General features: G+C 40.2%; 12 protein-coding genes. 11 read left to right on the top strand and 1 reads right to left on the bottom strand.

Going from position 1 to position 17,224, the window contains the following annotated elements; all coding sequences use genetic code 11:
* The first annotated feature begins 35 nt into the window (after positions 1-35).
* The 11 genes from C0V77_RS01910 (at position 36) to C0V77_RS01860 (ending at position 13,910) form a co-directional block, all read left to right on the top strand.
* Positions 36-1,052 (top strand): thioredoxin-like domain-containing protein, encoded by a 1,017-nt coding sequence (locus tag C0V77_RS01910; RefSeq protein ID WP_158237866.1) that lies wholly within the window; start codon positions 36-38, stop codon positions 1,050-1,052.
* Positions 1,053-1,094: 42 nt separating this feature from the next.
* Positions 1,095-1,547 carry a TlpA disulfide reductase family protein gene (locus tag C0V77_RS01905; RefSeq protein WP_101724612.1) on the top strand — a complete coding sequence of 151 codons (453 nt, stop codon included), beginning with the start codon at positions 1,095-1,097 and terminating at the stop codon, positions 1,545-1,547.
* Between the two features lie 100 nt (positions 1,548-1,647).
* Positions 1,648-2,655 carry a glycosyltransferase family 2 protein gene (locus C0V77_RS01900; RefSeq protein WP_158237865.1) on the top strand — a complete coding sequence of 336 codons (1,008 nt, stop codon included), beginning with the start codon at positions 1,648-1,650 and terminating at the stop codon, positions 2,653-2,655.
* A 368-nt stretch (positions 2,656-3,023) separates the two neighbouring features.
* A complete protein-coding gene (locus C0V77_RS01895; protein ID WP_101724610.1) occupies positions 3,024-4,643 on the top strand; it encodes a vitamin K epoxide reductase family protein in 1,620 nt (539 codons plus the stop codon).
* Positions 4,644-4,670: 27 nt separating this feature from the next.
* Positions 4,671-4,859 carry a hypothetical protein gene (locus tag C0V77_RS01890; RefSeq protein ID WP_101724609.1) on the top strand — a complete coding sequence of 63 codons (189 nt, stop codon included), beginning with the start codon at positions 4,671-4,673 and terminating at the stop codon, positions 4,857-4,859.
* Positions 4,860-4,940: 81 nt separating this feature from the next.
* Complete coding sequence (locus C0V77_RS01885; RefSeq protein ID WP_101724608.1) at positions 4,941-6,122, top strand: TlpA disulfide reductase family protein; 1,182 nt, start codon at positions 4,941-4,943, stop codon at positions 6,120-6,122.
* Between the two features lie 262 nt (positions 6,123-6,384).
* On the top strand, positions 6,385-7,566 hold the full coding sequence (locus tag C0V77_RS01880; protein WP_101724607.1) for a TlpA disulfide reductase family protein: 1,182 nt from the start codon (positions 6,385-6,387) through the stop codon (positions 7,564-7,566).
* A gap of 74 nt (positions 7,567-7,640) precedes the next feature.
* The gene (locus C0V77_RS01875; protein WP_158237864.1) at positions 7,641-8,822 is read left to right on the top strand and encodes a TlpA disulfide reductase family protein; all 1,182 of its coding nucleotides are present in this window, start codon (positions 7,641-7,643) and stop codon (positions 8,820-8,822) included.
* Between the two features lie 117 nt (positions 8,823-8,939).
* Positions 8,940-11,153 (top strand): peptidase domain-containing ABC transporter, encoded by a 2,214-nt coding sequence (locus C0V77_RS01870; RefSeq protein WP_255408921.1) that lies wholly within the window; start codon positions 8,940-8,942, stop codon positions 11,151-11,153.
* Positions 11,153-12,595: an HlyD family secretion protein gene (locus tag C0V77_RS01865; protein ID WP_101724604.1), complete on the top strand. Its 1,443-nt coding sequence runs from the start codon at positions 11,153-11,155 to the stop codon at positions 12,593-12,595. The genes C0V77_RS01870 and C0V77_RS01865 overlap by 1 nt, the downstream gene beginning before the upstream one ends.
* Positions 12,596-12,605: 10 nt before the next feature.
* Positions 12,606-13,910 carry a TolC family protein gene (locus C0V77_RS01860; RefSeq protein ID WP_229236178.1) on the top strand — a complete coding sequence of 435 codons (1,305 nt, stop codon included), beginning with the start codon at positions 12,606-12,608 and terminating at the stop codon, positions 13,908-13,910.
* Between the two features lie 28 nt (positions 13,911-13,938).
* Here C0V77_RS01860 and C0V77_RS01855 read toward each other — a convergent pair whose 3' ends face one another.
* Complete coding sequence (locus C0V77_RS01855) at positions 13,939-17,166, bottom strand: type I restriction endonuclease subunit R (RefSeq protein ID WP_101724602.1); 3,228 nt, start codon at positions 17,164-17,166, stop codon at positions 13,939-13,941.
* Between the last annotated feature and the right edge of the window lie 58 nt (positions 17,167-17,224).

The raw sequence follows: 17,224 nt of genomic DNA, 5'->3' as shown, positions 1-17,224 counted from the left end.
GCAAGAATGAGTCAAATAAACACTTGCTAAAAATAGTGGGAAATTTAGACAACCTCCCTGATGGAGAAATACAGCTGGTTCAATTAGATAAATCTATAATTGGCAGCACAACAACAATTAAAGGCAAATTCCATTTTTTTTTAAAAAAAGAAGAATTTGCTGAGCCAATATTTGTAGCTTTAGAACACCTAGATTCAAATAACGTCAAAAGATTGTTTGGATTTAAAACAAGATTAACCCTAAATGGGAAGCCACATTTTCTTTCAAATTTCATGTTGGAAGATGGGATAAAAATAAATGGGAAATTAGAGGAATTTATTTCTTATTCAGATAAACTAAAGATTGTTTTCCCGAATAAAGAAATAGAAACAGGAGAACAAACAGAGGCTTACTTCTCAACTTATTCACTCAATAGGAGAGATTACACGACGCTGAAAAAAACTATTGAAAAATTCCCCAATTCTTTTTATTTGCTTTTTGAATTAGAAAAAAATAAACATGAATTTACAAAAGAGAATATCAGCTCTCTTCTCAGCCTCTTTTCCAAACAAATTCAATTAAGTAATACTGCCCAAAAACTTAAAAGCTATAGTGTTATTAAAGATAGTTTAATATTAAGTTTTAATACAAAATTAGTTTCTAATGATAATTCTTTAAAGCCCGTATTAGTTAAAGGAGAAAAAAGTACGTTGCTTATCCTGTGGGCTTCTTGGTGTGGACCATGTCGTAAGGAGATTCCGATGCTCAAAGAAATTTATAAAAAGAATAAAAACAACCCATATTTTAGAATGGCATCGGTATCGCTTGATGAAGATTCAAAAGCATGGAAAAAAGCATTAACTATAGAGAAAATGGAGTGGGAGCAGTTTATTATTACTCATGAATTAAAGGCGTATCAAAATGATATCTTCCAATTCGATGGAAGTATTCCTACAACACTTTTCGTAGGTAAAAATGGTAAAATACTCTATAAAATCAGAGGTTTTGATGTAAAAGACGGACCTACACAAACCGAGCAAATCATTAATAAATACTTTAACTTAAATAATTGATATTTCTTTCTTTACCAGCAAAAACCTTAGTATGATTATAAATTGTGTAAGAGTCTTAGTCTGAAGAAAATCAGATTTAATATTGATGAATTAATCAGTACCGGTCAGCGGGTAAAAACGCTTACTGAAATTCTTAACAACCAATTAACCTATATTGATTTTTGGGCGTCGTGGTGTGTTCCGTGCAGACAAGAAATGCCAGATTCAAAAAAACTGGCAATTGATTACAAAAATAAGGGGATTAATTTTGTTTATATCTCTATGGATCACAACCCTGTAGCATGGCAAAAGGCAATAAAACAGATTGGGTTATCAGAAACGCATAATTATTTATTGCCAAAGGGAAATGATTCAGAGATAGCCAAAAAGCTAAAAATAGTGGCTATTCCAAGATACATAATCATGGACAAAGAGGGTAGAATTGTCAATTCTGATGCCCCACGCCCATCAGACCCGAAAATCAGAGAAGTTTTTGATGATATGCTGAAAAAATAAGATGTTACCTACTAACCTTAAATATCAATTGATAACCTGGCGAAGGCAATTGAAAGAATACATGGCTTTAAGAAAGCATAAAAGATTGTATTTAAAACAATTGAAAAAATCTGTCAGCACAATTCGGCGCTTGGATACGGGGGCAATAAACAACGACAAAAACGAAATCCGTCTCTTTGCCATTTTCAGAAATGAATCATTGCGGTTGCCCCATTTTATTGAATATTATAAGCAGTTAGGAGTAAACAGATTTTTTCTGATTGATAATAACTCGACTGATAACTCGAAAGAAATTATTGCAAAAGAAGAGAACCTGCATATTTTTAGTACCTCCGAAACTTATGTAAACCATTGGTACTGGATGGAGTATTTGCTGGATAACTACGGAAAAAACCATTGGTGTGTAGTAGTAGATATTGATGAACTTTTTTGGTTTCCAAATGCAGAAAGCCTGAACATTCGCGCGCTGACACAATATATGGAAGAAGAGGGCTCTACGGCTATTAGAACTTTCTTGCTGGATATGTATCCGGCAGAACAAGTGGGTTCTTCCGCTTATGACGGGGGGAGTCCGCTCTTGTATCTTCCGTACTTTGATAGAGAATACCAGGAAAGTTATTTTGGTTTTTTTGACCGAATCAGGTTCTTGAATTTCAGGTCTGTTATATTTACCGGAGGCATGAGAGAAAGGGTTTTCGGAGTAATAAATCCGCCTCATATTTTGTCGAAAATTCCTCTGTTCAAAAACTTAACAGGTTCTTATTTAGTACAAGGCATGCACGCAATTAATGGTGCGAAAGTCAGTGATATTCAGGGGGCGGTCTTTCATACTAAATTCCTGTCTGATTTCATCAGTGAGGTAAACGAAGAAGTAAAAAGAGGAGAACACTATGGCGGCGCATTTTACTACAAACATTTTGAAGATGGCATCAAGAAGAACCCTGAAATAAGTTTTCATTATGAAGGCTCAGTGAGGTACGTCGATTCCCGCCAATTAGTAAGCCTTGGTATCATGAAGACTAGTCAGAAATATGAGCAGTTTTGCTCTGATTTAAAAGAAAAAAAGACACATGATGATTTGTCTGACAATCAACAAACGCAACAGTAAATAGACACATTAGCCCGGTTATTACCAACCATCCTCTAAAGCAACTGCTGTGTATTGGGTGATATATAAATAATTACTTCGCATTTCTCCCTGCCAGTTTTCACCACAGCTGCAATTCAGGCCTCTGAAACAGCAAAAAGTAACGTTAAATAAAAAGTTTTCCTTTTATTGTTTCGGTATGTATAATTTACATATATTCGTAATCTAATGATAATTAGAGCTTTTTAAATTCAAACAAAAACGGATAAATTATTAAACTGCACTGATTGCCTCTTGAATTATCAGTTTTATTATTAGTGTTTTGATAGGAATTAACCATGTAAGCACACATATTTGTCTTTTGCCTGACTATAAAATTCAACCTTGCCATGTTTACAACGCCATTATCTAATGACAATGCTGTGGCGGCTACTTATTTATATCTGAAATCAATTGGTGCCAAAGTAACCGCAGAAACTGTAGAAGAAACTTTAAAAAATCACCCCGATTACCCAAGCCTGTTGGCTACCAGTGATGCCCTGAACGAGTGGCACATTGAAAACGTGGCCCTACAGATAAAGCCCGAACAAATAGCTGCACTGCCTGTGCCATTCCTGACTCACCTGTATTTAGAAGGTGGCATTTTTGCATTGGTAAAAGATGTGAAAGATGATGCCGTTGAGTGGATACATCCAAAGCAAGGCATAAAAAGAGAAAAAAAGCAGGATTTTTTGAGAAAATGGAATGGAGTTGCTTTAATGGCCGAAACCACCGAAGCATCAGGCGAAAAAAATTATGACGAAAATCGTAAAAAAGAATTTATCGAGAATCTGCGCATACCTACCCTGCTGATTGGTACTTCATTACTCATTATCGGTTTATTTATTTATAGTTTCACAACCGATTGGCACTATAATGCACTATTGGCTACAAAATTCACCGGTGTTATCATTAGCGGTTTATTGCTCTGGCAAGGCATTGATAAAAACAATCCTTTTATAAATAGCCTTTGCCAGGCGGGTGGCAAAGCCAATTGCAATGCTATTTTAAGTTCAAATGCGGCTCAGGTTACTTCGTGGCTGAGCTGGGCAGAGGTTGGCTTCTTCTACTTTGCTGGTGGTTTTATAGCCTTATTAATCAATCCTGCATCAGTCTTTTTGCTCTGGGCAGTTGGCGCAACCGCCTTGGTTTATACTATTTGGTCGGTCTATTATCAGGCCTTTGTGGCAAAGCAATGGTGCCCACTGTGTTTGGCCATTCAATCGCTGTTTATTATAGAGTTTCTGCTGCACATAAAGTTTCTTCCCCAATTAAAATTACATTTTGCGAATATAGTTTTTACTGACATAGCCGCTGTTTTATACGGCTTGGCTGCGGCAGTTTTAGTCTGGCTTTTCTTAAAGCCGCTCATACAAAAAAGCCATCAGGTAAGCCCCTTGAAAAACGACCTGAGGCGCTTCAAAAATAACCCTGACTTGTTTCTGAGTTTATTGCAAAAGCAACCCGAAATGCCTTTTGTGCCTTTAAATATGGATACAATCATGGTCGGGAACCCCAATGCAGAGCATACAATTACAATGGTTACCAACCCATTTTGCCAGCCATGTGCTAAAACTCATAAAATTGTTGAGGAATTATTATTTACCAACCAAAATTTGAAATGCCAAGTGATTTTTTTGGCAAGTAACCATAAAGATGACAAACGAGGAATTGTGGCACGTATAATACTTTCATTACCCAAAGACCAACAAGCAAACGCCTTACATCAATGGTATGAAAATGAAGAACGGAATATTGAAAAGTGGCAGACTCAATTGGGTACAATTGGAAATGAAAAGACTGAAAACATTATTGAACAGCATAAAACCTTTTGTGAAGTTGCCAAAGTAGAGGCTACACCAACTCTATACTTAGACGGCTATAAGTTGCCTCAGCAATATCGTTTAACAGACCTAAAAGGTATCTTAAAGTATTTACCAACAACGGATTTGCAAATCAACCATAAATAAATCTTAACATTTTAAATTTTTACAACAATGAAAAAAATGATTATAAGTATTGGTGCATCTTTACTTTCAAGAGAGCAAATGAAAAAAGTAAAAGGTGGCTTGGCAGGTGAAGCATGTGGTGCAGCGGCTTGCTTGGGTGATAATGCTGATTGTAAACCTGCTGGTTGCACAACTTGCTCTACATCTGATAAAAAAACACCAGGTTCTTGCAGTTAATACAAATTTGTAAATTTCATTACAAAGTGCATAAGATACCCAATAAAAGGGGCTTATGTACTTTGTCAAATTAAAAAATATATGAATTCTATTTTTCTAGCTTTTTGTATAAAAAGAATATTATACGTATGTTTTTACTCAACCATCTTGTTTGAGTCAATGAGTTGTTTCGGGCAACATACTTTTGTAGTTGAAGGAAAAATCAATGTTTCTGATGGGCAAATTTTACTGATTCCGGCTATTCCTTCAGACTCAATTGATGTAACTTTGGATATAAGAAGCTATGCTGCAAATATAATCAATGGAAGCTTTACTATTAAAGGCGAGTTAGGTTATCCGACCTATCCCTTTATTTTTAAATTTTGCAGCAAAGATACAAGCCGTTATTCATCTGATTTTTTTGTAGTTAGAGAAGGTACACAGATGGCCGAAATTGATTTAAAATCTCCTATTCCGTTAGTCAATAATGAGATAATGAAAAGTTATTATGAGGATTACGCTTATACAAAGTACCAACGTTTATTGAAAGATATTACCTGGTTGCAGACATTTTCTGATAGTATCACGGCTGCTTACCCGACTCCCGAGCTGATTCCAGACAGCCTGACAAACGTATGCAAGCTCATCAAAGAAAATCACATTGAAAGAGCAAGAGTGATAGAAAGTAATATTTACTCTATGAAGGACCGCAATTATTCATTTTGGCATTTATACGTTAATTTTTACCAAAGAGGTATTCAGCCAGGGTATGAGTATTTTTTAAAAAACGATATGTCCGATTCTGATATAGCCAGAAGCTTTATTGGGAAAATATTGACAGCAAAACTAAATGAAGCCAATATCGTAGGGATAGGTAAAAAATTTCCTACAAATTTCGAATATAAAAATCTGACCTCCGGAAAGTTTGAAAAGATAAATACGGAACAAGGGAAGTACACCCTTATCGACTTTTGGCATTCTGCCTGTGGAATCTGCGTTGAACAGTTACGTGAGTACAAGAAAATTTATCCTGAATACTCAGCTAAGGGTTTTCGGATTATTTCGGTTCCCGGAGATTGGACTGGTAATCTTGATAGATTAGATATAGCATTAAGAAAATACAAATTCCCTTGGCCGGAATATCTGGATGAAAACAGAAAGATTACTACAGCTATAAACATAGATGCTTATCCGGCTAATTTCTTAGTGGATAGCTCAGGAACGATAATTAAGAAAGATTTAAAACCCGAAGAAATAATTAGGTTTTTAGATAAGAATTTATGAAAAACACGAATACTGGGTTGGATATTAACTTTTCAAGAAAAAGGCTTATTAAATTGGACTAAATCTAGTAGAAAACCAAAGTTTTAAATGCACGATTAAGTGATTTTACTTTTTAAAGCTAAAATGTTTCCTCTCTCGTAATTTTACTAAATAAAAATGGAAGTCCCTAGTTCGCCTTAATGTTCGTAAATAATGTCTTACCAAATATAGATGTGTGTTAGGCTATATTTTAATTTAGTCTGTGCGTCAAATTAAAAAATATATGAATTCTATTTTTCTAGCTTTTTGTATAAAAAGAATATGGTACGTATGTTTTTACTCAACCATCTTGTTTGAGTCAATGAGTTGTTTCGGGCAGCATAATTTTGTAGTTGAAGGAAAAATCAATACCTCTGATGGGCAAATTTTACTCATTCCGGCTATTCCTTCAGACTCAATTGATGTAACTTTGGATATAAGAAGCTATGCTGCAAATATAACCAATGGAAGCTTTACTATTAAAGGCGAGTTAGGTTATCCGACCTATCCCTTTATTTTTAAATTTTGCAGCAAAGATACATGCCGTTATTCATCTGATTTTTTTGTAGTTAGAGAAGGTACACAGATGGCCGAAATTGATTTAAAATCTCCTATTCCGTTAGTCAATAATGGCATAATGAAAAATTATTATGACCGTTACTCTTTTACTGATTACAAACGTTTATTGAAAGATATTACCTGGTTGCAGACATTTTCTGATAGTATCACGGCTGCCTACCCGACTCCCGAGCTGATTCCAGACAGCCTGACAAACGTAATCAAGCTCATCAAAGAAAATCATATTGAAAGAGCAAGAGTGATAGAAAGTAATATTTACTCTATGAAGGACCGCAATTATTCTTTTTGGCATTTATACGTTAATTTTTACCAAAGAGGTATTCAGCCAGGGTATGAGTATTTTTTGAAAAACGATATGTCCGATTCTGATATTGCCAGAAGCTTTATTGGGAAAACATTGGCAGCAAAACTAAATGAAGCCAATATCGTAGGAATAGGTAAAAAATTTCCTACAAATTTCGAATATAAAAATCTGACCTCCGGAAAGTTTGAAAAGATAAATACGGAACAAGGGAAGTACACGCTTATCGACTTTTGGCATTCTGCCTGTGGAATTTGCGTTGAACAGTTACGTGAATACAAAAAAATTTATCCTGAATACTCAGCTAAGGGTTTTCGGATTATTTCGGTTCCCGGAGATTGGACTGGTAATCTTGATAGATTAGATATAGCATTAAGAAAATACAAATTCCCTTGGCCGGAATATCTTGATGAAAACAGAAAGATTACTACAGCTATAAACATAGATGCTTATCCGGCTAATTTCTTAGTGGATAGCTCAGGAATGATAATTAAGAAAGATTTAAAACCCGAAGAAATAATTAGGTTTTTAGATAAGAATTTATGATAGTGAATTTCATTACAAAGTGCATAAGATACCCAATAAATGGTACTTATGTACTTTGTCAAATTAAAAAATATATGAATTCTATTTTTCTATCTTTTTGTATAAAAAGAATATTATACGTATGTTTTTACTCAACCATCTTGTTTGAGTCAATGAGTTGTTTCGGGCAACATAATTTTGTAGTTGAAGGAAAAATCAATGTTTCTGATGGGCAAATTTTACTCATTCCGGCTATTCCTTCAGACTCAATTGATGCAACTTTGGATATAAGAAGCTATGCTGCAAATATAACCAATGGAAGCTTTACTATTAAAGGCGAGTTAGGTTATCCGACCTATCCCTTTATTTTTAAATTTTGCAGCAAAGATACATGCCGTTATTCATCTGATTTTTTTGTAGCTAGAGAAGGTACACAGATGGCCGAAATTGATTTAAAATCTCCTATTCCGTTAGTCAATAATGAGATAATGAAAAGTTATTATGACTCTTACGCTTATTCAAATTACAAACGTTTATTGAAAGATATTACCTGGTTGCAGACATTTTCTGATAGTATCACGGCTGCTTACCCGACTCCCGAGCTGATTCCAGACAGCCTGACAAACGTATGCAAGCTCATCAAAGAAAATCACATTGAAAGAGCAAGAGTGATAGAAAGTAATATTTGCTCTATGAAGGACCGCAATTATTCTTTTTGGCATTTATACGTTAATTTTTACCAAAGAGGTATTCAGCCAGGGTATGAGTATTTTTTGGAAAGATATATGTCCGATTCTGATATTGCCAGAAGCTTTATTGGGAAAACATTGGCAGCAAAACTAAATGAAGCCAATATCGTAGGAATAGGTAAAAAATTTCCTACAAATTTCGAATATAAAAATCTGACCTCCGGAAAGTTTGAAAAGATAAATACGGAACAAGGGAAGTACACCCTTATCGACTTTTGGCATTCTGCCTGTGGAACCTGCGTTGAACAGTTACGTGAATACAAAAAAATTTATCCAGAATACTCAGCTAAGGGTTTTCGGATTATTTCTGTTCCCGGAGATTGGACTGGTAATCTTGATAGATTAGATATAGCATTAAGAAAATACAAATTCCCTTGGCCGGAATATCTTGATGAAAACAGAAAGATTACTACAGCTATAAACATAGTAGCTTATCCGGCTAATTTCTTAGTGGATAGCTCAGGAACGATAATTAAGAAAGATTTAAAACCCGAAGAAATGATTAGGTTTTTAGATAAGAATTTATGAAAAACACGAATACTGGGTTGGATATTAACTTTTCAAGAAAAAGGCTTATTAAATTGGACTAAATCTAGTAGAAAACCTTGGAAAAACTTTTGAATGAAAAACTAATTGACTAAAAATGTGCTAAATTATAAATTCCCCTACTATAAACAACTGGATGCGATGGACTGCGGACCCACCTGCCTGCGCATGGTGGCGAAGCATTACAAGAAAAATTTATCTATTCAGACACTGCGCACGAAAGCAGAAATCGGCAAAGAGGGGGTTTCTTTGTTGGGTATTGCACAAGCCGCAGAAGACATTGGCTTTAAAACACTGGCTGTTAAGGTAAGCTTTGAGAAGTTGACTACAGAAGCACCTATGCCATGTATTATTCACTGGCAGCAGAATCACTTTGTGGTTGTTTATAAAATTACCAAAAGCCGTTTGGGTAAAGATTTATTGATACATGTTGCCGACCCCGGAAGAGGTTTACTAACGTACTCAAAAGATGAGTTTTGTCAGGGCTGGCTGGCCTCAAAGAAGAACAATGAAGAAGAAGGTATAGCATTGCTTCTGGAAACCACACCCCGGTTTTATGAAGATGAAGGCGAAAAAACCAGAGGGCTTGCCATTGGCATGCTCTGGCAGTATGTCTGGCGATATAAAAGCTTACTGGTGCAGTTGGGTCTGGGTTTAATGATTGGCTCAATTTTACAGGTTATCTTCCCTTTTCTAACCCAATCTATTGTTGACACGGGTATTCAAACACGCAATTTGCATTTCATTTACCTTATTCTGATTGCACAGGCCATGCTGTTTTTGGGCAAGGTATCGGTTGATTTCATCAGAAGCTGGATACTGTTGCATATCAGTACGCGCATTAATTTATCCATCCTGTCTGACTTCCTGAGCAAGTTATTGAAACTCCCGATTGCATTTTTTGACTCAAAAAAAACTGGTGATATCCTGCAGCGCATCGGCGACCATCACCGGATAGAGTCATTCCTGACAGGGTCTTCGCTCAATGTGTTGTTTTCAATGTTCAATCTGGTAATTTTCAGCTTTATAGCTGCTTTTTATAACCTCACCATTTTTAGTATTTTCATTGTTTCCAGCATTTTATATACCCTCTGGATAACCGTTTTTCTTCGGTATCGCCGGAAAATGGATAACAAGCGCTTTGCACTGGCCAGCCAGAATCAGAGCAGCCTGATACAGCTCATTACCGGGGTGCAGGAAATAAAAATGAATAATGCCGAATACCTGAAACGTTGGGAATGGGAGAATCTGCAGGTTAAACAATTTAAATGGAGTATCAAAAGCCTGGCAATAGGGCAATACCAGCAAGCGGGTACGCTCTTTATTAATGAAGGCAAGAATATCCTGATTACTTTTCTTGCGGCCACGGCCGTAGTAAACGGGCAAATGACGCTCGGAGGCATGATGGCCATGCAATACATAATGGGGCAGCTCAATAGCCCGATTGAACAGTTGATACAGTTTATTCAGCACTGGCAGGACGCACAGATCAGCATTGAGCGGCTCAACGAAATACATGAAATTGACAATGAAGAACCGGAAGAAAAAACTTTTGTAAAGTATCTGCCACAAAACAAAGATATACAAATTAAGAACCTGAGTTTTACGTATACAGGCGCAGGTAATGAACCTGTTTTGAAGGATATCAGCCTGAGTATCCCCAATGGCAAAGTAACAGCAATTGTTGGTACCAGTGGCAGCGGTAAAACTACTTTGCTTAAATTACTGCTTAAATTTTATAACCCCGGCAAGGGAGAGATTAAACTGGGCGATACTGCGCTTAATAATATCAGTCCGCGTGTATGGCGCAGTGTGTGCGGAACTGTTTTGCAGGATGGCTTCATTTTCTCTGATACCATTGCCAATAATATTGCCGTAAGTGACGAAACCCCCGACATACCTCAATTGCTGCATGCCGTAAAAGTGGCCAATATACAGTCATTTATTGAAGAGCTGCCATTGAGTTATAACACCAACATAGGCGCAGAGGGTAGCGGAATCAGCCAGGGGCAGAAACAACGGTTATTAATTGCACGCGCGGTTTATAAAAACCCCGATTTTATATTTCTTGACGAAGCCACCAATGCCCTTGATGCCAACAATGAGAGCGTAATTATGCAAAATCTGAACGAGTTCTTCAAGGGCAGAACAGTTGTGGTGGTGGCGCACCGCCTCAGTACGGTAAAAAATGCCGACCAGATTGTGGTGCTGGAAAAAGGCGAGATTGTTGAAACCGGCACCCATGCCGAGCTTACCCAAAAGCATGGCAAATACTTTGAACTCGTGAAAAACCAATTAGAACTAGGAAACTGATGGGAAACAACAAAGATACAGCAGGAGAATTATCAGAGAGCAGCCTTACAGAGTTGGTTGGTGGTAAAGACGTTAGCACACCAGATTTGCTGAATAGTGGGTCTGACGGCCCACCTGTGCCTCCGGTTTTGAATAATGGCGGGGGTGGTGGCAGAGGCGGCAACCATTCCAACCTGCCGGAGCTACGTAATAGCCAGGTTGATGAGGTGTTGAATCAGCCGCCTGCCTGGCTGGTGCGCTGGGGTGTTAGTGTGTTCTTTTTTGTTTTAATGATTTTGCTGGGTGTGGCCTGGTTTGTGGAGTACCCGGACCTGGTGGGTGCACCCATGATGGTTGTGTCAGACAATACCCCTAAGTCTGTCAATGTGAGAACTGATGGCCGATTGACCCGGCTGCTGGTAAAAGAAGGAGAAACGGTGAAGCAAGGCGAGCACCTGGCGTATCTGGAGAGTACGGCCAATGTAGATGAAGTGTTTTCATTAGAAGCAACTGTTAATCAACTGATACAATTATCGCTTGAAAACAATTTTGCCGGTATCCACAGGGTCAGGGTTCCGCTGTATTTTTCATTAGGGGAGTTACAGAAATCATTTCAGACCTTTCAGGAAGCGCTGGTGCGCTCACAATCTTCTATGCCTGACGGCTCTTATCTCAAGAAAAAAAGTGCCGTGAACAGAGACATCAATACCCTGGAGCGTATTCAGCAGAATACCAGAGCCCAGCTTGAACTTCAGGAAAAAGATCTTCAGATGGCATTAGAAGAGGCACAAAGCCAACAAAGGCTGAACGACAAAGGCTTTGTGTCTAAACAGGAAGCACGCAATGCCCAAAGCCGTTACCTCAGCAAAAAGCAGGCCTTTGAGCAGGCCAAAGGCTCGCTTGATAACAACGCAATGAGCAGGAATCAGAAGCAACAGGAGTTGATAGAACTGGACAAAACCATTGAAGAGCAAAAAAATAACCTGGTGCAGTCTATCAACTCTTTGAAAAGCGACATAGAGGCCTGGAAACAGCGCTATGTGGCCATAGCGCCCATTAGCGGCAAAGTGAATTTTCTGACAAGTCTGCAAGAAAATCAGATTTTAAAAGCCGGGCAGGAGTTGCTCTATATTCTGCCTGATGGCACCGGATACCACGGAGAAATGATGCTGGGGCAATACAATTTTGGCAAAGTAAAAACGAATCAGGAGGTGATAGTGAAGTTTCAGAGCTACCCTTTTCAGGAGTTCGGGACGGTTACCGGCAGAGTGGCGTATATATCTGATATGCCCAAAGACACCGTGTATGTGGTAAGGGTTAATTTCCCTGGCGGCTTAGTAACCACTGCCGACAAGAAACTGCCGTTCAGAAATGGTATGACAGCCACAGGGGAAATAATAACCGAAAACCTGAAACTGATTGAGAAATTGTTTTATGACCTACGAAAGACCATGAAACGCTAAAACCAAATCTATGTTTATTGGAAGAATGGCATTCGTGTTTTTGTGGTTTGGTATGGTAATGCAAACCACAGCACAAAACAGATTCAGCCTTGAGCAATGTGTAGAATATGCCTACAAACAAAGCTTTGATATCAGACAGCGGCTTTTAAAAATAAAGCAGACCGAAAACGCCTTGCGGCAATCAAAGCAAGCGGTATATCCTAATCTGTCAGGGTCTTTTTCTCAGGGCTTAAGCTCCGGAAGAAGCATTGACCCCTTTACAAACGATTTCATACAACATACCATTTCTTCTAATTCAGTTAGTTTTGGCACTAATGTTATACTTTTTAACGGTTTCGCGCTGAAGAATCAGATTTTGCAGCAATCATATAATCTACAGGCCGACGAATGGGATATGCAGCGGGGTAAAGTAGAGTTGCGCAACCGGATAACCCTTGCGTATATGCAGGTATTAATGAGCCAGGAACTATGGAAAATTAATCAGGAGCAGGTGCGAAGTATGCAGCTACAGATAGATAGAGTAAAAGAACTGGTAAAAGAAGGCAATATGCCCCATACTAACCTGACTGACCTGGACGCACAACTGGCAACGGCTGAGTATGAGGCTTTAAACATGAAAAGCAATATTGAGTTAGCCAGGCTGGCACTGGCGCAGTTGATGGCTTACCCGTCTTACAGCTCGTTTGAAATTGAGCCAATGCCCTTTCATGAAAAAAACATCATAATTGATGAACAATATTTGCAGGAGATAACGGCTGCCTTCAATGACCAGCCAGTTATAAAAAATGCCGACTGGCGCTTGCGCAGCTCGGTTGTAGGTATAAAAATAGCGCAGGCGGCCAGGTATCCGAGTATATCGTTAGGGGCGGGCATGGGAACGGCCTATTCAAGTGCGGCAGCAAGAGAGTATAATTATTTTAATCAGTTGAATTTCAATCTGAATCAATATGCCCGTTTGAATATAAACATACCTATTTACAGCAACGGACAGGTGAAGGGCAGAATAAACAATGCCATTATCGGCCGGCAGATGGCAGAAACCCAGTTGTCGCAATCGAGACTTCAGCTAAAGCAGGAGATAGAACAAGCCTACCTTACTGCCAGAATAGCCCAGGAAAAACTCACCAGCGCCCAAAGACAATTGGCTGCCCAGCAGACAGCGTTTGATTCGGCCCGGGAGCGCTTTCTGGAAGGCCTGATTCATGCCATAGAACTCAATACTTTCCGGCTGAATCTCGAAAAAGCCAATTCAAACTTCATACAGGCCAAATATGAATTGCTTTTCCGCAAAATGCTGCTTGATTATTACCGGTAGGTGGCAGGGTATGGCTTACATAAAAAGCTTAGCCGGCTATTTCATTGGCCATCTTTTCTGCCTGTTTCAGTACGGTGTCAGTGGCCAGCAATTGCATATCTGGCGGGTATCCGTATTTTCTTAATAATCGTTTTACTGCTACTCTCAAGCCAGACCTTACACTTTCTTTGATTGTCCAGTCAATAGTTGCGTTTTTTCTGATGGTCTCTGTCAGCACAATGGCCAGTTCCCGCAGCTTTTCTTTTTGCATCAGTTCTTTGGCGCTGTCGTTATTGGCAACTGCTGTGTAAAATCCATATTCATATTTGGTAAGGCCCATTGCTTTGGCCTCATTGTCCATTTTAACTATTTCCTTACTTATGGTAATTATCTCTTCCAGCACTTCGGCAGAGGTAATTATTTTATTATGATACCTTCTGATAGAGTTTTCAAGCATCTCCATCAGGTGTTTGCTTTGCACCATATTTGTATTGGCTCTAGCCTTTATCTCATCGTTCAGTAGTTTCTTTAGCAACTCAAAGGCCACATTTTTATGCTGCATTCCTTTCAATTCCATCAAAAACTCTTCCGACAGTATCGATATATCCGGTTTTTTAATACCTGCGGCATCAAAAACGTCAACCACTTTTTCTGAAACCAGCGCTTTGTCTATCACCTGCCTGATGGTGGTTTCAATTTCTTCATCGGTTCGCCCCGAACCCCTGCTTACAAACTTCACTACGCAAGCCTTTACGGCCTGAAAAAACGAAATCTCGTCTATGACATCCATAGACTCATTAGTCGGATTAGCCAGTGCTAAGGCTCTTGACAACGCCGTTACTTCGTTAATAAACCGTATTTTTTGGTCTGGGGGCTGCATAATAAAGTTTTCGGCAGCCAGAATCAGCGATAATTTCTTCGACGTATCAGCCTCAAAATAATGCTTATATTCAAAACCATGAAACATGGCAGCCACCACTTCCAGTTTCTCCAGCATCAGTTGCACCGCCTTTTCCTTTAGCTCGGTCGGGTCGCCTTTGCCGCCTGCATTCGTATAAAACGCCAGGGCTTTTTTCAGGTCTGAGGCTACGCCCAGGTAATCAACCACCAATCCACCGGGTTTGTCTTTGTAGACCCGGTTTACCCTTGCAATGGCCTGCATCAGGTTATGCCCCTGCATGGGTTTATCAATGTAGAGGGTGTGCATACTGGGGGCGTCAAAGCCTGTCAGCCACATATCGCGCACAATTACCAGCTGCAATTCGTCGTCCGGGTTTTTCATTCTTTCAGCTAAAACCCTTCGTTGCTCTTTGGTGGTATGGTGCCTGGCTATCTGGGGGCCGTCTGATGAGGCCGAGGTCATTACCACTTTTATCACGCCTTTATTCAAATCGTCCGAATGCCACGCTGGTTTCAGGGCAATAATGGCCTCATACAGTTCGGCGGCAATCCGGCGGCTCATGGTAACTATCATCCCTTTCCCTTCAAACACTTCCTGTCGCTGGCAAAAGTGGGTTACCATGTCTCTGGCAATATTGCTTATCCGGTTTTGGCTGCCTATCAGGGCTTCCAGTTGTGTCCATTTGGCTTTTGCTTTCTGGGCATTGTTCAAATCTTCCTGTTCCAGCTCATCATCCAGGTCTTCTACCAGTTGCCGGCCTTCGTCGCTCAGGCTTACTTTGGCCAGGCGGCTTTCGTAATAAATACGCACGGTGGCTCCGTCTTCAACGGCCTGGGCTATGTCATAAATATCTACGTAGTTTCCAAAAACAGCCGGAGTATTAACGTCGGTACTTTCAATGGGTGTGCCTGTAAAACCCAGATAAGTAGCGTTGGGCAGGGCGTCGCGCATGTATTTGGCAAAGCCATATACTATTTTTTTGCCAATTACGTTTCCGCCGGCATCTTTATCGTCAATGGTTTTGGCTCTGAAACCATACTGTGTCCGGTGGGCTTCGTCTGCTATTACCACAATGTTGGTTCTGTCAGACAGCAACTCATAAACGTTGCCTTCCTGGGGCTGAAACTTCTGTATTGTTGTAAAAATTACCCCGCCAGACGCCACCCGCAGCAAATCTTTCAGTTGGTTGCGGTCGTCGGCCTGTACTGGCTCCTGCCTTAGTAGTTGTTTCGATGCCGCAAAGGTATCAAACAGCTGGTCGTCCAGGTCGTTGCGGTCTGTTATTACCAATATGGTGGGGTTGCTGAGGGCTAATACTATTTTGCCGGTATAAAACACCATGGTTAACGACTTCCCGCTGCCCTGGGTGTGCCACACCACGCCGCCTTTTTTGTCGCCCGCGGGCTGTTGGCTTACACCCGCCACGCCATAGCTTTCGGGTGGTTCTGCCACTACTGCCATGCCTGTCTGGTAGGGCGCAGGGCTGTATCCGCTTGCCCGCAGGGTAGATTCTACCGCCCGGTTTACGGCATAGTACTGGTGATACGCCGCTATTTTTTTTACGGTTGTAATAGACGTAATGCCCGTTGCGGTATCGGTTTTTTTTGATTTTTCAAAAACAATAAAGTGCCTGACCAGGTCAATGAGGGTGGCCGGGTTCAGCATGCCCTGTATGAGGGTTTCTAACTGGCTTACCAAATGCGATGCCTCTGCTTTGCCGTCGGCTGTTTTCCAGGCCATAAACCGGCTGAACCCGGATGAAACGGTGCCAGCCTTGGCCTCGAGGCCGTCTGATATAACCACAAAGCCGTTGTAGGTAAACAAGCCCGGTATAAGGGCCTTATAGGTTTCTACCTGCCTGAAAGCCGAATGCAGCGTGGTGTTGGCATCGGCGGCGTTTTTGAGTTCGAGCAATACGAGCGGAATGCCGTTGACGAACAACAGCAGGTCGGGGCGTTTGTTGTGGTTGTTTTCAACGATGGTGTATTGGCTGGCCACCACAAATTGGTTATTTGCCGGGTTTTTGAAATCAATCAGCCATACTCTGTCGCCCCGGTCTTCACCGCCTATACGCACGGTAACCGGTACGCCCTCTGTGAGGAAACGATGAAACGTTTCATTGTTGGTGAGCATATCCGGCGATGCTATCCGCTGGATTTCCCTGATGGCCTCGGCCTGTGCATCAACCGGTATGCCGGGGTTGATTGTCTGAACAGCCGCTTGCAGCCTGCTCATTAACAAAACCTGTGCGTAGCTTTCCCGTTCGGGGTTTGGGCTGTCAGGTGCTACGTCTGGTGCATAGATATACGCATAACCGAGCTGGCAGAGCAGCTCAATGGCCAGGTTTTCTATATGGGTTTCTGTTAATTTAGTCATGCTGCATTTATATTTATAGACCAGCCCTGCGCTGTACTTTATTTTCAGCCCGGTGTTA

This window comes from Emticicia sp. TH156 (assembly GCF_002855535.1).
Classification (GTDB): Bacteria; Bacteroidota; Bacteroidia; order Cytophagales; family Spirosomataceae; genus Emticicia; species Emticicia fluvialis.
The sequence above is the reverse complement of the archived record's forward strand: the minus strand, read 5'-3'. Positions and strand labels throughout refer to the sequence as shown.